This window comes from Xanthomonas sacchari, assembly GCF_024266585.1.
GTDB classification, from domain to species: domain Bacteria; phylum Pseudomonadota; class Gammaproteobacteria; order Xanthomonadales; family Xanthomonadaceae; genus Xanthomonas_A; species Xanthomonas_A sacchari_C.
In genome coordinates this window covers 2,138,768-2,156,181 of the sequence record NZ_CP100647.1, presented here as the reverse complement: position 1 = coordinate 2,156,181, position 17,414 = coordinate 2,138,768, and the positions used below count along the sequence as shown (strand labels likewise).

20 protein-coding genes are annotated in these 17,414 nt (G+C 70.1%); 12 read left to right on the top strand and 8 right to left on the bottom strand.

Going from position 1 to position 17,414, the window contains the following annotated elements; translation table 11 throughout:
• The first annotated feature begins 105 nt into the window (after nucleotides 1-105).
• On the top strand, nucleotides 106-450 hold the full coding sequence (locus NKJ47_RS08755) for a DUF3301 domain-containing protein (protein WP_254461076.1): 345 nt from the start codon (nucleotides 106-108) through the stop codon (nucleotides 448-450).
• A gap of 282 nt (nucleotides 451-732) precedes the next feature.
• On the opposite strand, the gene NKJ47_RS08750 is transcribed toward NKJ47_RS08755, so the two are convergent.
• The 7 genes from NKJ47_RS08750 to NKJ47_RS08720 form a co-directional block, all read right to left on the bottom strand.
• Nucleotides 733-1,164 (bottom strand): ClpXP protease specificity-enhancing factor, encoded by a 432-nt coding sequence (locus NKJ47_RS08750; protein ID WP_254461075.1) that lies wholly within the window; start codon nucleotides 1,162-1,164, stop codon nucleotides 733-735.
• Nucleotides 1,165-1,237: 73 nt separating this feature from the next.
• Nucleotides 1,238-1,873, bottom strand: coding sequence for a glutathione S-transferase N-terminal domain-containing protein (locus NKJ47_RS08745; RefSeq protein ID WP_010342124.1), 636 nt, complete (start codon nucleotides 1,871-1,873; stop codon nucleotides 1,238-1,240).
• Between the two features lie 170 nt (nucleotides 1,874-2,043).
• Complete coding sequence (locus NKJ47_RS08740; protein ID WP_254461074.1) at nucleotides 2,044-2,790, bottom strand: cytochrome c1; 747 nt, start codon at nucleotides 2,788-2,790, stop codon at nucleotides 2,044-2,046.
• Nucleotides 2,783-4,045 carry a cytochrome b gene (locus tag NKJ47_RS08735; RefSeq protein WP_254461073.1) on the bottom strand — a complete coding sequence of 421 codons (1,263 nt, stop codon included), beginning with the start codon at nucleotides 4,043-4,045 and terminating at the stop codon, nucleotides 2,783-2,785. The genes NKJ47_RS08740 and NKJ47_RS08735 overlap by 8 nt, the downstream gene beginning before the upstream one ends.
• Before the next feature lie 3 nt (nucleotides 4,046-4,048).
• Complete coding sequence (gene petA, locus NKJ47_RS08730; RefSeq protein WP_254461072.1) at nucleotides 4,049-4,678, bottom strand: ubiquinol-cytochrome c reductase iron-sulfur subunit; 630 nt, start codon at nucleotides 4,676-4,678, stop codon at nucleotides 4,049-4,051.
• Between the two features lie 146 nt (nucleotides 4,679-4,824).
• Nucleotides 4,825-5,781 (bottom strand): lytic transglycosylase domain-containing protein, encoded by a 957-nt coding sequence (locus NKJ47_RS08725; protein WP_254461071.1) that lies wholly within the window; start codon nucleotides 5,779-5,781, stop codon nucleotides 4,825-4,827.
• 90 nt (nucleotides 5,782-5,871) lie between these two features.
• Nucleotides 5,872-6,849, bottom strand: a complete 978-nt coding sequence (locus NKJ47_RS08720; protein ID WP_254461070.1) for a helix-turn-helix transcriptional regulator — start codon at nucleotides 6,847-6,849, stop codon at nucleotides 5,872-5,874.
• 76 nt (nucleotides 6,850-6,925) lie between these two features.
• Between NKJ47_RS08720 and NKJ47_RS08715 the strand changes: the two genes are divergently transcribed.
• Both NKJ47_RS08715 and miaB read left to right on the top strand, forming a co-directional pair.
• Complete coding sequence (locus tag NKJ47_RS08715) at nucleotides 6,926-7,543, top strand: glutathione S-transferase family protein (protein ID WP_254461069.1); 618 nt, start codon at nucleotides 6,926-6,928, stop codon at nucleotides 7,541-7,543.
• 69 nt (nucleotides 7,544-7,612) lie between these two features.
• Nucleotides 7,613-9,037, top strand: a complete 1,425-nt coding sequence (miaB, locus tag NKJ47_RS08710) for a tRNA (N6-isopentenyl adenosine(37)-C2)-methylthiotransferase MiaB (protein ID WP_254461068.1) — start codon at nucleotides 7,613-7,615, stop codon at nucleotides 9,035-9,037.
• A 17-nt stretch (nucleotides 9,038-9,054) separates the two neighbouring features.
• Here the strand turns inward: miaB and NKJ47_RS08705 are convergent, their stop codons facing one another.
• A complete protein-coding gene (locus NKJ47_RS08705) occupies nucleotides 9,055-9,717 on the bottom strand; it encodes an ArsR/SmtB family transcription factor (RefSeq protein WP_254461067.1) in 663 nt (220 codons plus the stop codon).
• Nucleotides 9,718-9,788: 71 nt separating this feature from the next.
• Here NKJ47_RS08705 and NKJ47_RS08700 point away from each other — a divergent pair, with 71 nt between their 5' ends.
• The 9 genes from NKJ47_RS08700 to NKJ47_RS08660 all read left to right on the top strand — a co-directional run bounded on the left by NKJ47_RS08700 (nucleotide 9,789) and on the right by NKJ47_RS08660 (nucleotide 17,291).
• Entirely contained in the window at nucleotides 9,789-10,286 is a 498-nt protein-coding gene (locus NKJ47_RS08700) for an OsmC family protein (protein WP_254461066.1), read from the top strand.
• Nucleotides 10,283-10,699, top strand: a complete 417-nt coding sequence (locus tag NKJ47_RS08695) for an ACT domain-containing protein (protein WP_254461065.1) — start codon at nucleotides 10,283-10,285, stop codon at nucleotides 10,697-10,699. Before NKJ47_RS08700 ends, NKJ47_RS08695 begins: the two co-directional genes overlap by 4 nt.
• A gap of 355 nt (nucleotides 10,700-11,054) precedes the next feature.
• Nucleotides 11,055-12,041 (top strand): PhoH family protein, encoded by a 987-nt coding sequence (locus tag NKJ47_RS08690; RefSeq protein ID WP_254461064.1) that lies wholly within the window; start codon nucleotides 11,055-11,057, stop codon nucleotides 12,039-12,041.
• Nucleotides 12,038-12,604, top strand: a complete 567-nt coding sequence (locus tag NKJ47_RS08685; RefSeq protein ID WP_254461063.1) for a hypothetical protein — start codon at nucleotides 12,038-12,040, stop codon at nucleotides 12,602-12,604. Before NKJ47_RS08690 ends, NKJ47_RS08685 begins: the two co-directional genes overlap by 4 nt.
• A gap of 162 nt (nucleotides 12,605-12,766) precedes the next feature.
• Nucleotides 12,767-13,252, top strand: coding sequence for an rRNA maturation RNase YbeY (ybeY, locus tag NKJ47_RS08680; protein WP_254461062.1), 486 nt, complete (start codon nucleotides 12,767-12,769; stop codon nucleotides 13,250-13,252).
• Between the two features lie 103 nt (nucleotides 13,253-13,355).
• Nucleotides 13,356-13,970: a hypothetical protein gene (locus tag NKJ47_RS08675; RefSeq protein ID WP_254461061.1), complete on the top strand. Its 615-nt coding sequence runs from the start codon at nucleotides 13,356-13,358 to the stop codon at nucleotides 13,968-13,970.
• A 111-nt stretch (nucleotides 13,971-14,081) separates the two neighbouring features.
• Nucleotides 14,082-14,963: an HlyC/CorC family transporter gene (locus tag NKJ47_RS08670; protein WP_254461060.1), complete on the top strand. Its 882-nt coding sequence runs from the start codon at nucleotides 14,082-14,084 to the stop codon at nucleotides 14,961-14,963.
• 44 nt (nucleotides 14,964-15,007) lie between these two features.
• Complete coding sequence (locus NKJ47_RS08665; protein WP_254461382.1) at nucleotides 15,008-16,246, top strand: DUF4105 domain-containing protein; 1,239 nt, start codon at nucleotides 15,008-15,010, stop codon at nucleotides 16,244-16,246.
• 49 nt (nucleotides 16,247-16,295) lie between these two features.
• The gene (locus tag NKJ47_RS08660) at nucleotides 16,296-17,291 is read left to right on the top strand and encodes a magnesium and cobalt transport protein CorA (RefSeq protein WP_254461059.1); all 996 of its coding nucleotides are present in this window, start codon (nucleotides 16,296-16,298) and stop codon (nucleotides 17,289-17,291) included.
• The last annotated feature ends 123 nt before the right edge of the window (nucleotides 17,292-17,414 follow it).

Sequence of the window (17,414 nt, the reverse complement as noted above, 5' to 3'; positions counted from 1 at the left end):
TGCCAATCCCTAATCCCGAATCCCGAATCCCGAATCCCCAATCCCCAATCCCCAATCCCCGCCCCCAAGATTGCCCGCCCACCAGCGCCTCGCTACAGTGACGCCATGCCCAGCCTGATCCTGTTGATGATCGCCGGCGCGGCGGTGTTCGCGTTCTGGAACGCCTCGCGTGCCGCTGCCGAACGCGCCGAAATCCTCGGCCGCAACGCCTGCAAGGCCGCCGACGTGCAGTGGCTGGACCAGAGCGTGCACGGCACCGGCCTGCGCCTGCGGCGCCTGCCCAGCGGCTGGCTCGGCTTCGAGCGCAGCTTCCGCTTCGACTATTCCTACGACGGGACCGACCGCCACAGCGGCCGCCTGGTGCTGCTCGGCGACCAGTTGATCGCCTTCACCGGGCCGTCGGTGGCGAGCGTGAGCAACCTGCAGGACGCGCGCGCGCAGCGCGACTGAGCCATCTACCAAGCCGCGCACCGATGGCGCGCGCGACCTCTTGGGCGACAGTGAAGGTGCGTGCGAGACCGCTGCGCATGCCACCTGGAATGGAGGGCGACCGCAGGGCCCCACGCGCCTGTTGTAGGAGCGGCTTCAGCCGCGACGGGCGCTACCAGGAACGCCCATCGCGGCTGAAGCCGCTGCTACGACAGAACATGGCGCGTGCAATACGCGCACACCAGAAATGCCAACGCGTAGGGATAGGTACAGCGCGCGGCCCCGAGGCCGCGCATCGACTGCCTACTTGACCACGCGCAGGCGCGGCCGCCTGCCGGCGTCGTCGGAACCGCCCGGCCGCGGCGGTGGCGGGGTGTCGTCGCCCGGCGGCTCGCTGGCACCGTGGATGTCGTCCGGCAGCGCCATGCCCTGCCCGGTTTCGCGTGCGTAGACCGCCAAGACCGCGGACATCGGCACCTGCACCGGATAGCTGACCCCGCCGAAGCGCGCGGTGAAGCTGACCCCATCGTTGTCGATCTGCAGACGCACCACCGCCCGCTCGGCGATGTTCAGCACCACCCGCCCGTCCTTGACCGCGCTCGGCGGCACCTGCACGCCGGGCAGGCCGGCGTCCACCAGGATGTGCGGGGTCATGCCGTTGTCGTTGATCCATTCCACCAGCGCCCGCAGCAGGTACGGGCGATGGCTGGTCATGCGGGAAGTCTCGTCGGTCATGCGCCCATTCTACGTGCCGGCGCGCAACGCCGGTACAACTCCAAAGACAACGGGGACGGCGCGCCTGCCGCCATCATGCCGGCAGGTCGCGCAGTTTCTTTTCCTGGTCGGTCAGGCTGCGGATGAAACCCGGATTGCGGAAGATGCGGTTGCCGTAATCCTCGATCGCCTTGCCGTCCTTCGGCAGCGGGATGTCCAGCGCCTGCAGGCGCCAGATGATCGGCGCCATCGCGCAGTCCGCCAGGCTCATCTCCGGATTGAGGAAGAACTTGCTGGCCTTGAACAGCGGCACCGACGCGGTCAGCAGTTCCTTCAGGCGCTTGCGCCCGGCTTCGGCCTGGGCCTTGTTGCCGAGCTGGATCGCCTGCACCTGCGGAACCCAGTCGTGTTCGATGCGCAGCATCGCCAGGCGCAGGCGCGCGCGCGAGAGCGGATCGACCGGCATCAGCGGCGGATGCGGGTAGCGTTCGTCCAGGTACTCGCTGACCACGGACGCGGCATACAGCACCAGCTCGCGCTCCACCAGCGTCGGCACCGAGTGGTAGGGATTCAGGTCGATCAGGTCTTCCGGCGGATTCTGCGGATCCACCGCCACGAAATCGTAGGTGACGCCCTTGGCCGCGAGCACCAGGCGGACGCGGTGGCACAGGACATCATCCGTGGAGGAAAACAACGTCAAGGTATTTCGCATGCGCAAACTCGCCGCCATTCAAGGCTCTCCGACGGCCGGAATCCGCCGGCCGCATCGACGCCGCCCGCACCTTGCGGACGGTCGTCACGGCCCCTGAGTGTGCAACCCTCGCTCACAAAAGCCAATAGGATGAACAGGGGATCGGCTCAGCAACGGTGCAGCCGGGGCTCCGCCGAAACGGCCCGCGCTCAATGCACGTCCTTCCAGTATTCCTTCTTCAGCAGATAGGCCAGGAAGGTCAACAGCGCCAGGAACAGCACCACCCACACGCCCAGGCTCTGCCGCTTGAGCGCCGCCGGCTCGCTGGCGTACTCGAGGAAATTGCTGATGTCGCGCACCGTCTGGTCGAACTCGACCGGGGTCTGCTTGCCCGGCGTCGCCAGCTGCAGCCTCGCCACCGGCTTGTCCACGCCCGGCTGCTCGGCCTTGCCGTAGACCGGCTGCTGCAGGCCCTGCAGCTCCCACAGCGGATTGGGCATGGAGGCGTTGGCGAACAGCTGGTTGTTCCAGCCCAGCGGCCGCGACTGGTCGAGATAGAACGACTTGAGGTAGGTGTAGACCCAGTCGGTGCCGCGCACGCGGGCGATCAGGCTCAGATCCGGCGGCGCCTTGCCGAACCACTTGGTCGCCGCATCGTGCGGCATCGCCGTCTCGATGTGTTCGCCGATCTTGGCGCCGGTGAAGTTGAGGTTCTGCATCACCTCGTCATCGCTCAGGCCCAGGTCCTCGGCCATGCGCTGGTAGCGCAGGTACTTCAGCGAATGGCAGCCTGAACAGTAGTTCATGAACAGCTTGGCGCCGCGCTGCAGCGAGGCGCGGTCGCCCAGGTCGTTGCCGGCCTGCAAGGTGGCCGCGCCCTCGGCGGCCATGGCCGAGGCGGACAGCAGCAGCGCCGACGCAAGGCCGGCGAGAACGGCGATCAGGCGCTTAGTCATGGCTGCTCACCCGCTCCGGCACCGGCTTGGTTCGATCCAGCGACGTCCATATCGGCATCGTCAGGAAGAAGGCGAAATACAGCACGGTCAGCACGCGGCCGATGTAGGTCTCGATGATCTCGGTACCGGGACCGGAACCGATCACGCCGAGCCAGACGAAGCACACCGCCAGCACCCCCAGCATCACCCGCGAGATCCAGCCGCGGTAGCGGATCGACTTGACCTTGGCGCGGTCCAGCCAGGGCACCAGGAACAGGATCGCGATCGCCGAGAACATCACCAGCACGCCGCCGAGCTTGTTCGGCACCACCCGCAACATCGCGTAGTACGGCGTGTAGTACCACACCGGCTTGATGTGCTCCGGCGTCACCAGGCGGTTGGCCTCGGTGAAGTTGTCGTGCTCCAGGAACAGGCCGCCGAAGCCGGGCGCGAAGAAGATGATGAAGGCGCCGATCATCAGCAGGAAGCCGACGCCGACCATGTCCTTGACCGTGTAGTACGGATGGAACGGGATGCCGTCGGCCGGCTTGTTCGGGCTCCAGCGGTTGCCCTTGGGGCCCTTCTTGATCTCCACACCGTCGGGGTTGTTGGAACCGACCTCGTGCAGCGCGCCCAGGTGCAGCACCACCAGCAGCAACAACACCAGCGGCAGCGCGATCACGTGCAGGGCGAAGAAGCGGTTGAGGGTGGCGTCGGACGGCAGGTAGTCGCCCATGATCCACTCGGTCAGGCCGTTGCCGATCACCGGGATCGCGCCGAACAGCGAGATGATCACCTTGGCGCCCCAGAACGACATCTGCCCCCAGGGCAGCACGTAGCCCATGAAGGCTTCGGCCATCAGCACCAGGTAGATCAGCATGCCCAGGATCCACACCAGCTCGCGCGGCTTCTTGTAGCTGCCGTACATCAGCCCGCGGAACATGTGCAGGTACACCACGATGAAGAACAGCGAGGCGCCGGTGGAGTGCATGTAGCGGATCAGCCAGCCCCACTCGACGTCGCGCATGATGTACTCGACCGAGTTGAACGCCTCGGCCGCGCTGGTCTTGTAGTGCATCGTCAGGAAGATGCCGGTGACGATCTGGTTGACCAGCACCACCAGCGCCAGCGAGCCGAAGTAGTACCAGAGGTTGAAGTTCTTCGGCGCGTAGTACTCGCTGACGTGCTTGCGGTAGAACGGCATCAGCCCGGGGGCGCGCTCGTTGACCCAGTCGAACACGTTGCCCGCGGTGCGGGTGAGGAGGTTGTCGGCCATGACTTACACCCCTCCCTTTGCGGACGCGCCCGGATCCACGCCGATCACCAGCGTGTTGTCGTCCTGGTAGTGGTGCGGCGGCACCAGCAGGTTGATCGGCGCCGGCACGCCCTGGAACACGCGTCCGGACATGTCGAAGCGCGACTTGTGGCAGGGGCAGAAATAGCCGCCCTTCCAGTCGGGGTCGTAGGGTTCGGGGCGGATCTCGGCGACCATTTCCGGCGAGCAGCCCAGGTGCGTGCACAGGCCGACCAGCACCGAGACGTCGGGCTTGATCGAGCGGTACTCCGGATTCTTCAGCACGTAGTCCGGCTGCTGGTCCTTGTTGGTGGACTCCGGATCCTTGAGCCGGCTGTCCAGCGACGGCAACGCATCGAGCATCGCCTTGGAGCGCTTGACGATCCAGATCGGCTGGCCGCGCCATTCCAGGATCAGGCGCTGGCCTTCCTGCAGGGCGCTGATGTCGGCGGTGACCGGCGCGCCGGCCAGCTTGGCCTTTGCGCTCGGATTCCAGGACTTGATGAAAGGAACCGCGACGAACCCCGCACCGACCGCACCCACGACGGACGTGGTGGCGGTGAGAAAGCGGCGGCGTCCTGCGTTTACAGAATCGTTGACCCCATCGTTGGCCATCCGGCACTCCGATCTGTGATTGGGTAGCGTGAGGCTGCCAGCAGCTCGGTGGGGGGCGAGCCGCACTAAATCCATTGCAGTGTAGCGGAACCCTTAACGCGTCGACAATGGAGACGCAACGCCGTGTGCAGAGCCGCGGCGGCGGCTCAACGCGCGGTCGCCAGCACGCCGCGGTAGCGCTCGGCGAGCACGCCCACCCGTTGCACGTAGCGTTGGGTCTCGCTGTACGGCGGCACCCCGCCGTGTTTGTCTACCGCGCCCTCGCCGGCGTTGTAGCCGGCCGCGGCCAGGCTGAGGTTGCCGTTGAAGCGCTTCAGCAGCCACGCCAGGTACTGCACGCCGCCGCGAATGTTTTGCGCTGCATCAAAAGAATCGCTGACGCCGAAGCGGCGCGCGGTCGGCGGCATTAGCTGCATCAGTCCCTGCGCGCCGGCGCGGCTGAGCGCCATCGGGTTGTAGGCGGACTCGGCGTGGATGATGGCGCGCACCACCGCCTCGTCGACGCCGTACTCGCGCGCAGCGGCGGCGATCTCGCTCTGGTAGGCGGTGGTGTTCAGGCGCACCGCACCGAAGTTGACCCCGGGATTGGCGCAGGCGTAGCAGGTCTCCATGAAGCTGTAGCGGATCGTGCGCACCGCGCCGAGATTGGCGACCTGGGTCGGGCGCGCACTGGTGTAGTGGCGCACGCCATCCTTCATGTACGAGTACAGCTGGCCGCTGACCAGGCGGCGCGGTACGCCGCTGCTGCCGGGCGGCACCGGCGCAATCCGGTTGGGCACGGCGTTGGCGGTGACCGGGGCCGGGGCGGTCACCGGGGCGCTGATCAGAGTGGCCGGCGCCACCGCTGAGGCGCTGGCGATGACGCCGCGGCTGGGCGCCCGCTCGACGCTGGCCTTGGCCGGCGCAGGGGCCGGGGCGGCGCGCGCGGCGCGGCGGTCGGGGGTGTAGCGGCCGATCACGCTGCAGCTGGCGCCGGACACGCGCTTGCTGCCGTAGCTGGGCACGCCGTCGCTGCCGGTGCACTTGTACAGGGTGCCGGCGCTGGCCGGCGCAGCCGTCAACGTGGCGAATCCCAGCCCCAGGAGCCACAGCATCCCCTTCATGGCGGCGAGTGTCCCAACTTCCCCGGCACTTGCCAAGTGCGCGCCACCCCAGAACACCCGGCAGACCTGGGCGCCGGCAGGCCCGGACGCCTACTGCCCGGGCGGTACGGACGCCGGCACCTGCTCCAGCAACGCGTTCAGCACCCCGCGCAGCGCGGCCCGCACCTCGGGCTCGGCCTGCAGTTCCGCGAACGGCACCCCGACGGTCAGCAACTGCGCCGCCAGCCACGGCACCGCATCGGCCAGCAGCGACAGCCGGCAGTGGCCGTCGGCCTCGTCCTGCAAGGTGCCGCACCACAGCGGAACGCGCGCTCCCAACTCGGCGGCGCTGCCGCGCAGGCGCACGCTGAGGGCGAACCCCATCGCCCGCGGGCTGTAGCGGATCGCCGCATCGACCATGGCCGCCGGTTCCTGCGGCGGCAGGCGCAGCGCCACCGCCGCGCCGAGCTGCAAGGGCGGCACGATGCGCTCGACGCGGAAGGTGCGCCAGTCGCCACGGTCGCGGTCCCAGGCCAGCAGGTACCAGCGGCGACCGGCGTTGACCAGCCGCAACGGCTCGACCAGCCGCTGGCTGGCGCGGCCGCCATGGTCGCGGTAGGCGAAGCCGAGCAGGCGCCGGTCGCGGCAGGCGCTGGCGACGCCGATCAGCACCCGCGTGTCCGGCCGCAGCGGGTCCTGGCCCAGCGCCAGGGTCGCGCCCTGCAGCGCCTCGGCGCGCTGCCGTACCCGCGCCGGCAGCAGCGGCTCGAGCTTGGCCAGCACCCGCACCGCCGTGTCCTCCAGGCCGGCCATGCTGGCGCAGGCGGCGCGCAGCGCCACTGCGACCGCCACCGCCTCGTCCTCTTCGAACAGCAGCGGCAGCATCTGCGCCCCCGCCGCCAGGCGGTAGCCGCCGCCGACGCCGGCCGCCGCCTCCACCGCATAGCCCAGCGCACGCAGCCGCTCCACGTCGCGGCGCAGGCTGCGGCGGTCCACTCCCAGCCGCTCGGCCAGCTCGGCGCCGGACCACAGCCGGCGGGTCTGCAGCAGGGCGATCAGGCGCAACAGGCGGGCGGCGGGCGAGGACATCGGTGCACGCTATTGCGGACAGAACCTGTCCGCAATGGGGTCTACGCTGCCAACACCGACCAGCCAGGAGCCGCGCATGACCGCCGACCGCCACATCACCCTGTTCCACAACCCGCAGTCGCGCTCGCGCGGCGTGCTGATCCTGCTCGAGGAACTGGGCGCCGACTACACCATCGCGCGCATCGACTTCGAGCGGCAGGCGCAACTGGCGCCGGAGTACCTGGCGATCAACCCGATGGGCAAGGTGCCGGCGATCGTGCATGCCGGCGCAGTGGTGACCGAACAAGGCGCGATCTACCCTTACCTGGCCGACCTGTACCCGGAGGCCGGCCTGGCGCCGCCGATCGGCGACCCGCTGCGCGGCCCTTACCTGCGCTGGCTGGCGTTCTACGGCGCCTGTTTCGAGCCGGCGCTGATCGACCGCGCGCTCAAGCGCGCGCCACCGCCGCGGGCGATGTCGCCCTATGCCGACTGCGACACCGTGCTGGCGGTGCTGGACGCGCAACTGGCGCGCGGCGACCACCTGCTCGGCGCGCGCTGCAGCGCCGCCGACGTGCTGTGGGGCAGCGCGCTGGGCTGGATGCTGCAGTTCGGCCTGCTCGATCCGCCGGCGCCGACCCGCGCCTACGCCGCGCGGATGGCGGCGCGGCCGGCGGTGCAGCGCGCGCAGGCGGTGGACGCGGGGGCCGGCTGAGCCCAGCGCAGCCGCGCCGGCACGGGTAAACTAGTCAGCTTCCCCAGCCACCCGCCTGGATTAAGCGCCATGCCCGGGACCATCCTGCATCCCCTGCCCTCCACCGGCACCGCCGCCGCGCCCTCGCCGGTGCGCGGCAAGCTGTACATCAAGACCCACGGTTGCCAGATGAACGAGTACGACTCGGCCAAGATGGCCGACGTGCTCGCTGCGGCCGAGGGCCTGGAGCTGACCGACAACCCGGAAGAAGCGGACGTGGTGCTGGTCAACACCTGCTCGATCCGCGAAAAGGCGCAGGAGAAGGTGTTCAGCCAGCTCGGCCGCTGGAAGGCGCTCAAGGCCGGCGGCAAGCCGGTGATCATCGGCGTCGGCGGCTGCGTGGCCTCGCAGGAAGGCGAGGCCATCGTCAAGCGCGCGCCCTACGTGGACCTGGTGTTCGGCCCGCAGACCCTGCACCGGTTGCCGGAACTGATCCGCGCACGCCGCGCCTCCGGGCAGGCGCAGGTGGACATCAGCTTCCCCGAGGTGGAGAAGTTCGACCGCCTGCCGGAACCGCGCGCCGAAGGCCCGTCGGCGTTCGTGTCGATCATGGAAGGCTGCTCCAAGTACTGCTCGTTCTGCGTGGTGCCCTACACCCGCGGCGAAGAAGTCAGCCGGCCGTTCGAGGACGTGCTGGTGGAAGTGGCGCAACTGGCCGCGCAGGGCGTGCGCGAGATCAACCTGCTCGGCCAGAACGTCAACGCCTACCGCGGCCCCTACGCCGACGCCGAGGCCGGCGAGGACGTGCAGCATGCCGACCTGGGCCTGCTGATCCGCAGCATCGCGCAGATCGAGGGCATCGGCCGCATCCGCTTCACCACCTCGCATCCGCTGGAGTTCAGCGACTCGCTGGTGGAGGCCTACCGCGACGTGCCACAGCTGGCCAACTACCTGCATCTGCCGGTGCAGGCCGGCAGCGACCGCATCCTCAGCGCGATGAAGCGCGGCTACACCGCGCTGGAATTCAAGCAGAAGATCCGCAAGCTGCGCGCGGTGCGCCCGGACATCTCGATCAGCTCGGACTTCATCGTCGGCTTCCCCGGCGAGACCGACGCCGATTTCGAGAAGACCATGAAGCTGATCGAGGACGTGGGCTTCGACCAGAGCTTCTCCTTCATCTATTCGCGGCGCCCGGGCACGCCCGCCGCCGACCTGGAAGACGACACGCCCGAGGCGGTCAAGCATGCGCGGCTGGCGCGGCTGCAGGCGCACATCAACGCGCATGCGCAACAGATCTCGCAGGGCATGATCGGCAGCGTGCAGCGCGTGCTGGTGGAAGGACCGTCGAAGAAGAACCCGGCCGAGCTGACCGGCAAGACCGAGAACATGCGCTCGGTGAACTTCCCCGGCCACCCGCGCCTGATCGGCCAGTTCGTCGACGTGACCATCACCGAGGCGCTGAGCAATTCGCTGCGCGGCCGCCTGCACCTGGCCGAGGACGACGCCGCGGCCTGAGCGGCAGCGGGCGCATCCTAGTCGAGCAGGCTCAGGAACCGTTCCCCGCGCGGGCCGATCTGCACCACTCGCGAGTCCGGCACGCGCCTGGCCAGCCCGGTGTCGAGGAGATGCCGGAGCAAGGCGCTGCCCAGCGCACCGGCGACATGGTCGCGGCGCTCGCTCCAGTCCAGGCACGGCCGGCACACCGGCCGGCGCGACGCGCGCAGCGCCGCCACGTCGATACCGAGCGTCGCGCACCAGGCCGCGCCGGACGCGCTCAGGGACATGCCATCGCCGCACAGCAGGTGTCCTCGCGCCTCCATCTGCTGGCGCCAGCGGATCGCCAGTTCGCCAGCGAGGTGGTCGTAGCACACGCGCGCCCGGCGCAACGCGGGATCCGACGGGCCGGCACGCCGCGCCGGCGGCGGCGCGAGCCCCATCATCGCCTCGACCGCTGCGGCGACCTGCGCATCGGCGAGGCGGAAATAGCGGTGCCGACCTTGGCACACCACCGCGAGCAGGCCGGCCTCGACCAGTTGCGCCATATGTCGGCTGGCGGTGGACGGCGCCACGCCCCCGTCCAGGGCCAATTCCGTGGCGGTGCGCGCCTGTCCGCTCATCAACGCGGCCAGCATGCGGCTGCGCGCGGCGTCGCCCAGCAGGAAGGCGACACGGGACAACGGCGTGGCTTCGCTCATGCTTCGATTCTAGACGAAGCATGGCGCCGCGCTGGCGTCTACCGTGCCCGCTTCCCACACGAGGCAGGCACATGGCCGACACGCTCCATCACTACGTTTCGCAACTGCACTGGACCGGCAACCACGGCGACGGCACCGCCGACTACGCCGGCTACGGCCGCGACTACATGCTGCAGGTTCCCGGCAAAGCGGCACTGGCGGGCAGCGCCGATCCCGCGTTTCGCGGCGACCCGGCGCTGCACAATCCGGAAGACCTGTTCGTCGGCGCCCTCGCCGCCTGCCACATGCTCACCTACCTGGCGCTGTGCGCGCATGCCGGCATCCGGGTACTGGCCTACCACGACCAGGCGCAAGGCTGGTTGGAGCTGCATCCCGGCCGCGGCGGACGCTTCCGCGAAGTGGCGCTGGCGCCGCGGGTGACCATTGCCGCGGACAGCGATGCGGCCCGCGCGCACGCGCTGCACGCACAGGCGCACGCGCAGTGCTTCATCGCCAACAGCTGCACGGTGGCGGTGCGCTGCGAGGCGACGGTGGTGCACGGCGAGGCAGCGGCGGAGACACTGCGATGAAGGACGTGGAGATCCATCTCGACGATCGCCCCGGCGCACTGGCGGCGATGGCCAAGGCACTGGGCGCGGCCGGCATCAGCATCGAAGGCGGCGGTGTGTGGCGCGTGGATGGCCATGCGGTCGCGCACTTCCTGTTCGATGCTGCCGCGCCGGTGCGCGACGCGCTGCAGGCGCACGGGATGCGCGTTGCCGCCGAGCGGCCCGCGGTGCTGCTGCGCCTGGACCAGGAAACACCGGGACAACTGGGCTTGCTGACCGGCCTGCTCGGCGACGCCGGCATCGACATCGCCGTGCAATACAGCGATCACCACGGTCAGCTGGTGCTGGTGTTGGACGACCTTGCCGGCGCACGGGCAATCGCGGACGCGTGGAGGCAGGCCCGCGACGCGCGCAGCGACGGTGGGCGTCGATAAGGCCCGCCGCAACCGATCCGAGAGCGACAAGCGCCGCGGCCACGCAGCGGTCGCCGTCCGGAGCGCTGCAGTTTTTTTCGCCAACCTAGGTCAACGCCTTGCGCGGCAAGGCGCCCGCACGGTTGTCCACAGGCTTTTGGACAATCGATCCACATCCATTGTGGACAACGTTGCCATCGCCAGGTCGCGCGGGTCGCGGCGGTGGCGCGCACGAACCCGCACGACGCACTGCGACTGCGTCGGCGTGCGCACGCCGGCCGCGGTCCCCGCGCGCCTTCACTGGCCCGGCTACGCGCTGCGCGCTACCCTTTGCGCCCCTACTTTCATGCGCCGCCGCCGGCGGCGTGCGCCCGCCATGACCACCCCTGCGCAACGCGACTTCACCCTGGATCCCGCCGACACCGAGCGCCTGGCCAACCTGGCCGGCCCGTTCGACGCGCACCTGCGGCAGATCGAACTGCGCCTGGGCGTGGAGATCTCCAACCGCGGCAACGTGTACCGGGTGACCGGACCGGAGCCGGCGGTGGCGGCGGCCGAGCGCCTGTTGCAGGCGCTGTACGCCGAAGCCGACCACGTCACCTTCGACGACCAGGAAATCCACCTGCGGCTGAACCAGTCCAACGTCGACCAGGTGGCGCAGCGCGTGTACCAGCCGCAGGAGGTCGCGATCAAGGTCAAGCGCGGCACGGTGCGCGGCCGCGGCGCCAACCAGGCCAAGTACCTGCACCAGATCGCCACCCACGACATCAACTTCGGCATCGGCCCGGCCGGCACCGGCAAGACCTTCCTGGCCGTGGCCAGTGCGGTGGAAGCGCTGAACGAATCGCGGGTGCAGCGCCTGATCCTGGTGCGCCCGGCGGTGGAGGCCGGCGAGAAGCTGGGCTTTCTGCCCGGCGATCTCAGCCAGAAGGTCGACCCCTACCTGCGCCCGCTGTACGACGCGCTGTACGAGATGCTGGGCGTGGAGAAGGTGGTCAAGCTGCTGGAGAAGAACGTCATCGAGATCGCGCCGCTGGCGTACATGCGCGGGCGCACCCTCAACGACGCCTACGTGATCCTGGACGAGGCGCAGAACACCACCATCGAACAGATGAAGATGTTCCTGACCCGGCTCGGCTTCGGCAGCACCGCCGTGGTCACCGGCGACCTGACCCAGATCGACCTGCCCAAGCACGTCAAGTCCGGCCTGCGCGATGCGATCGAGGTGCTGCACGAGGTGGACGGGGTCAGCTTCACCTTCTTCGAGGCGCGCGACGTGGTCCGGCATCCGCTGGTGGCGCGCATCGTCAACGCCTACGAGAAGCGCGACGTCGACGACCGGGCCAGCGGACCGGCCGCATGATCCGGCCCTGGCCGGGCCTGCTAGGAGCGCTGCTGGGCCTGGCCGGCAGTGCCGGCGGCCAGACGCCGGAGCAAACCCCTGCACGCGATCCTGCGCCGCAACGCGTCGCCCTGGCGCAATCGCTGACCTCGCCGTGCGTGTCGATCGCGCAGGACAGCGCCGTCATCGGCCTGCCGCGCGACGTCCTCGAACGCGCGGCAGCGGTCGTCCGCGCCTCGCCGACCGCGCCGCGCGACGACGAGGCGCAACGCCTGGCCTGGATCGCCGGAACCCGGGCGAAAGCCCTGCTCGAGGCGGCCGAGGCCGACGGCGTGACCCGCGACCGCTTCGGCTGCAACGCGCTTCCCTACAAGAAGGTGCCTGCGGACAGCCTTTACCTGGTCGGCGACCTACTCGAACACGGCCAGGCCGCGGTGTGGCTGCCTGCTTCGGGGCGCTTCGCCGCCAAGGTGGAGATCCTGCGCAACAATCCGCAATGCCAGCAAGGCCCGATGGGCGGCGTGGCCTACCGCACCGCTGCCGAAAAGACGCGCTTGCTGTTCCTGGTCGCATGCGTGACCTGAGCCGGGCGCCGCACGTCCCGACGACCTGTGCGGTCCTGTCGCGCCGCGCAGGCGCGGACGCTGCGGCGAGGCACGCTCGCCCCAGCGCCGACGCCGGAAGGTCGCCCTGAGCCGCCGCACGCGCGATACTGTCCGCCCGTCCGCTGCGTTCGCCGTCCCGCCATGACCAAAGGTCCCGTCCGCCTCGATGTCGGCGTCAGCTACGCCCTGCCCCGTGCCGGGCTGCCGGCGGCGACGAGCTTCCGCAAATGGGTCGCCGCGGCGCTGAAGGGCCGCATCCGCGAGGCCGACCTGGCGATCCGCCTGGTCGACGACCGCGAAGGCCGCGCCCTCAACCAGCACTACCGCGGCAAGGACTACCCCACCAACGTGCTCAGCTTCCCGGCGGAACTGCCCGAGGGGCTGCCGAAGGGCGTCAAGCTGCCGCTGCTCGGCGACCTGGTGATCTGCGCGCCGGTGGTGGCGCGCGAAGCCGCCGAACAGGACAAGCCGCTCAACGCGCACTACGCGCACCTGACCGTGCACGGCGTGCTGCACCTGCTCGGCTGGGACCACGAGGACGACAAGGAAGCCGAGGCAATGGAGCAACTGGAGCGCGACATCCTCGCCGACCTCGGCGTGTCCGACCCCTACGCCGGCGAACGCTGATCCGGCGGCGCCGGCTCGTCCTGCGCTGGTCAAGCGCAGGCGCCGGCGCTAACGTGGCCGCGCGGCACTCGCCGCAGCCCGCTTTCCTTCGAGGTTCCGTGCGTTGATCCGTCCCTCGCTCGTCCTGCTCGCGTTCGCCTGCGCCGTCCCGGCGGCGGCCGCGCCCGCCGCGCCACCGGCGGCAACGCTTGCCGCCAGCGCGGCCGCCGACCCGGCCATCGACCTGCCGGCGCTGCTGGAATGCCGCCAGCACGTGGCCGACTTCACCGCCCTGGCGCCGCTGCTGGCCGATCCGCTGAAGGCGGTGGCGCACGGCTGGCGGCCGCTGCCGCAGTCCAACCTGTTCATGACCGAGTACGCGCTGACCCGGCCGATCCAGGTGTTCGGCTACAGCAGCGAGCGCATCGCCTTTTCCGGCGCCAGCGTGATGGCGATCCTGGACCTGCCCGACCCACGGCCGCTGGCCAAGCGCCTGAACCTGGAAGCGGCGGTGGACACGCCGGAGAAGGCCATGTTCGGCCGCGAAGTGCTCAGCCGCGACGTCCGCGATCCCAAGACCGGCGAGCCGATGATCGAGTCGATCATCCTCAGCGTGTCCACGGTGAAATCGCACCCCGGCAAGACCCTGGCCGGCTGCAGCTACAGCCTGGACCTGCCCGAGGAACCCGGCGCGGCACCGGCGCCGGACGCGCTGCATACGCCGCCCTCTGGCGGCTGAACCTGCGCCGGCGGGCCGCCGGGGCCCCGCCGCCGGCGTCGCGATGCTGTCGCGACCGCCCTGTTAGACTTGCCGCTACCGCCCGTTCGACCGGGCGCCTACCCACAGAACATGTCAGAAGACGGACCGAGTAGCTCCTCCCCGGAACCCCACGAAAAACGGCGCGGCTGGCTGGAACGCCTGACCTCGGTGTTCTCCGGCGACCCGCACACCCGCGACGACCTGGTCGAGGTGCTGCGCGACGCGCAGCACGATGGCCTGATCGCCGCCGACACGCTGCGCATGATGGAGGGCGCGCTGTCGGTCTCCGAACTCACCGTCGGCGACGTGATGGTCTCGCGCGCGCAGATGGTCTCGCTGCCGGTGGAGTCGCGCTTCCTCGACCTGATGAAGCAGGTGGTGGAATCGGGCCACTCGCGCTTCCCGGTGCACGGCGAGAACAAGGACGACATCCTCGGCATCCTGCTGGCCAAGGACCTGCTGCGCGGCGTGGTCGCCGACCACGGCCCGGGCACGGTGCGCGAACTGCTGCGCCCGGCGGTGCTGATTCCCGAATCGAAGAAGCTCAACGTGCTGCTCAAGGAGTTCCGGCTCTCGCGCAACCACATGGCGATCGTGGTCGACGAGTACGGCGGCGTGGCCGGGCTGGTGACCATCGAGGACGTGCTGGAGCAGATCGTCGGCGACATCGACGACGAGCACGACGACGCCGAGGACGAGGCGTCGCTGATCGCCGCGCAGGCCGACGGCCAGTACGTGGTGGATGCGCTGACCCCGATTGAGGATTTCAACGAGCGCTTCGGCGCCGACTTCCCCGACGACGACTACGACACCGTCGGCGGCCTGGTCACCGAGGCGATCGGCCACCTGCCCGAGACCGGCGAGGAACTGACCCTGGGCCGCTTCGCGTTCCGCGTGGCGCGGGCCGACGCGCGCCGGGTGCAGGCGTTCCACGTCACCATCCTGCCGCCCGCCGAGCAGGACGGCGCTTGAGCGCGCGCACCGTGCCGCGCGCGCGCGCGGCCTGCTGGCTGGGAATGCTGCTGGCGCTGTGGGCCGGACTGGCGTTTGCGCAGACTCCGTCCGCCGATCCGGCGGCACCGCCGCCGCTGGCCGCCCAGGCGCCGGAGACGGCGGCAGCCGCCACAGCCGACGCCAGCGACCCGGCACCGCGCATCGGCGTGGCCACGATGCAGCCCGGCGAGGTGTTCTTCGAGCGCTTCGGCCACGACGCCATCGTGGTGCTCGACCCGCGCACCGGCCAGGCCACCTCGTACAACTTCGGTTTCTTCGACCCCAGCGAACCCGGCTTCGTCGGCCGCTTCGCCGCCGGCGACATGCGCTACTACCTGGTGGCGCTGCCGCTGCAGGAGGATCTCGAGCAGTATCGCGAAGCCGGCCGCGGCGTGGACATCCAATGGCTGGACCTGGCCCCGGCGCAGGCGCGCGCGCTGCAGCAGGCGCTGGCCTGGCGCGCGCGCCCGGAAAACGCCCGCTACCGCTACGACTACTACACCGCCAACTGCGCCACGATGGTCCGCGACGCGCTGGACCGGGCCATGGGCGGGGCGCTGCACGCGCAGCTGTCCGGCCGTTCGCGCGGCAACACCTACCGCAGCGAATCGGTGCGCCTGGCCTCGCCGGCGCCGTGGATGTGGCTGGGCTTCGACCTGGGCCTGGGCCCGTACGCGGACAAGCCGCTGTCGCGCTGGGAGGAGGCCTTCGTGCCGATGCGCCTGGCCGAGAGCCTGAACGAGGTGCGCAACAGCGCCGGCCGCCCGCTGGTGCAGGCGCGCCAGCAATTGCTGCCGCAGCGGCTGCCGCCGGAGCCGCCCGAGCAGGTGCGGCACTGGTGGCCATGGCTGCTGGTCGGGCTGGCCGCGGCGGCGGGCGTGCTGGCGCTGCGCCGCCGGCCGCGCTGGCTGGCCGCGCTGGCGCTGCCGTTCTGGCTGCTGTGCGCGCTCGGCGGCGCGGTCCTGCTGTACCTGTGGGGCTTCACCGAGCATCGCGCCGCCTGGGGCAACCGCAACCTGTTGCTGCTGGATCCGCTGTGCCTGCCGCTGCTGGTCGGCGGCGTGGCGCTGCTGCGCGGGCGCCGTCCCGGGCGCTGGTTCGACATGCTGCTGTGGCTGGTGGTGGCGCTGGCCGGCGCCGCGCTGCTGATCCACTGGCTGTCGATGCTGCAGCCGCAATTCAACCTGCAGTGGATCGCGCTGCTGTTGCCGGTGCACGCGGCGCTGGCCTGGGCGCTCACCCGCCCTCGCCCGCAGCCCTGATACCGTCGGGCCCCTCGCCACGCGCGCCTCCGCCGAACACGATCCTGCCATGGCCTCCGCGACCGCCAATCCCGCCTGCGTCATCAACTGCGTGCACTACGACGGCCACGGCCGTCGCCACGACATCCCCCTGGAGCAGATCAGCGACGTGCTGGCCGGCGACGACGACGGCTTCGTCTGGGTCGGCATGTACGAACCCGGCGACGCCGTGCTGCAGCAGCTCAAGGAGGAATTCCAGCTGCACGAGCTGGCGATCGAGGACACCCGCAAGGCGCACCAGCGGCCCAAGGTCGAGGCCTTCGGCAACTCGCTGTTCCTGGCCGTGCACACCGCGCAGGTGATCGACGAGCGCATCGTCTATGGCGAGACCCACGCCTTCCTCGGCGAGCGCTTCCTGCTGACCGTGCGCCACGGCGCCTCCCTGCCCTACGCGCCGGTGCGCGAGCGGCTGGAACGCGAGGCCTCGCTGATGAAATTGGGCCCGTCGTACGCGCTGTACGCGGTGCTGGACTACGTGGTGGACAACTACCAGCCGATCCTCGACGCCTTCCGGCAGAGCCTGGAGCGGCTGGAGTCGGACATCTTCGCCGAGGCGTACCGCCGCGACACCGCGATCCGCCTGTACGAACTCAAGCGCGAACTCAACCAGATGCGCCTGGGCGTGGCGCCGCTGCAGGACGTGCTGGCGCACCTCAAGCGCCACCCCGGCCCGCTGATCGCCGACGAAGTGCGGCTGTACGTGCGCGACGTGCTCGACCATGCGGTGCGCACCAACGACGCCATCGACACCCTGCGCGAGATGCTGGGCACCGCGCTGAGCGTGAACCTGTCGCTGGTGACCCTGGCCCAGGGCGAGACGGTCAAGCGCCTCGGCGCCTGGGCCGCCCTGCTCGCCGCTCCGACCCTGATCACCAGCTGGTACGGCATGAACTTCAAGCAGATGCCGGAACTGGAATGGCCCTGGGCCTACCCGCTGATGGTCGGCGGCGTCGCCGCGGTGTGCCTCGGGCTGTATGTGGCGTTCAAGCGGGCCAGGTGGTTGTGAGCCGCCGCGCAGCGGCGGCGGGAATGGGCAGCGCGCCGCTTACGTGAGGCAGTGGCGCAACCGTTGGACATACAGCACCCGTCCACAACGGACCGGCGCCCTCAGACGCCGCCGCTTCTCCCA

What these genes read in the sequence shown, in the direction of transcription:
- NKJ47_RS08695 (WP_254461065.1), top strand. Translation starts at nt 10,283, where the DNA reads ATGAAGGACGTGGAGATCCATCTCGACGATCGCCCCGGCGCACTGGCG.
- NKJ47_RS08755 (WP_254461076.1), top strand. Translation starts at nt 106, where the DNA reads ATGCCCAGCCTGATCCTGTTGATGATCGCCGGCGCGGCGGTGTTCGCG.
- NKJ47_RS08720 (WP_254461070.1), bottom strand. Translation starts at nt 6,849, where the DNA reads ATGTCCTCGCCCGCCGCCCGCCTGTTGCGCCTGATCGCCCTGCTGCAG.
- NKJ47_RS08685 (WP_254461063.1), top strand. Translation starts at nt 12,038, where the DNA reads ATGATCCGGCCCTGGCCGGGCCTGCTAGGAGCGCTGCTGGGCCTGGCC.
- NKJ47_RS08750 (WP_254461075.1), bottom strand. Translation starts at nt 1,164, where the DNA reads ATGACCGACGAGACTTCCCGCATGACCAGCCATCGCCCGTACCTGCTG.
- NKJ47_RS08715 (WP_254461069.1), top strand. Translation starts at nt 6,926, where the DNA reads ATGACCGCCGACCGCCACATCACCCTGTTCCACAACCCGCAGTCGCGC.
- miaB (WP_254461068.1), top strand. Translation starts at nt 7,613, where the DNA reads ATGCCCGGGACCATCCTGCATCCCCTGCCCTCCACCGGCACCGCCGCC.
- NKJ47_RS08705 (WP_254461067.1), bottom strand. Translation starts at nt 9,717, where the DNA reads ATGAGCGAAGCCACGCCGTTGTCCCGTGTCGCCTTCCTGCTGGGCGAC.
- NKJ47_RS08670 (WP_254461060.1), top strand. Translation starts at nt 14,082, where the DNA reads ATGTCAGAAGACGGACCGAGTAGCTCCTCCCCGGAACCCCACGAAAAA.
- NKJ47_RS08660 (WP_254461059.1), top strand. Translation starts at nt 16,296, where the DNA reads ATGGCCTCCGCGACCGCCAATCCCGCCTGCGTCATCAACTGCGTGCAC.
- NKJ47_RS08725 (WP_254461071.1), bottom strand. Translation starts at nt 5,781, where the DNA reads ATGAAGGGGATGCTGTGGCTCCTGGGGCTGGGATTCGCCACGTTGACG.
- NKJ47_RS08735 (WP_254461073.1), bottom strand. Translation starts at nt 4,045, where the DNA reads ATGGCCGACAACCTCCTCACCCGCACCGCGGGCAACGTGTTCGACTGG.
- ybeY (WP_254461062.1), top strand. Translation starts at nt 12,767, where the DNA reads ATGACCAAAGGTCCCGTCCGCCTCGATGTCGGCGTCAGCTACGCCCTG.
- petA (WP_254461072.1), bottom strand. Translation starts at nt 4,678, where the DNA reads ATGGCCAACGATGGGGTCAACGATTCTGTAAACGCAGGACGCCGCCGC.
- NKJ47_RS08690 (WP_254461064.1), top strand. Translation starts at nt 11,055, where the DNA reads ATGACCACCCCTGCGCAACGCGACTTCACCCTGGATCCCGCCGACACC.
- NKJ47_RS08740 (WP_254461074.1), bottom strand. Translation starts at nt 2,790, where the DNA reads ATGACTAAGCGCCTGATCGCCGTTCTCGCCGGCCTTGCGTCGGCGCTG.
- NKJ47_RS08665 (WP_254461382.1), top strand. Translation starts at nt 15,008, where the DNA reads ATGCTGCTGGCGCTGTGGGCCGGACTGGCGTTTGCGCAGACTCCGTCC.
- NKJ47_RS08700 (WP_254461066.1), top strand. Translation starts at nt 9,789, where the DNA reads ATGGCCGACACGCTCCATCACTACGTTTCGCAACTGCACTGGACCGGC.
- NKJ47_RS08745 (WP_010342124.1), bottom strand. Translation starts at nt 1,873, where the DNA reads ATGGCGGCGAGTTTGCGCATGCGAAATACCTTGACGTTGTTTTCCTCC.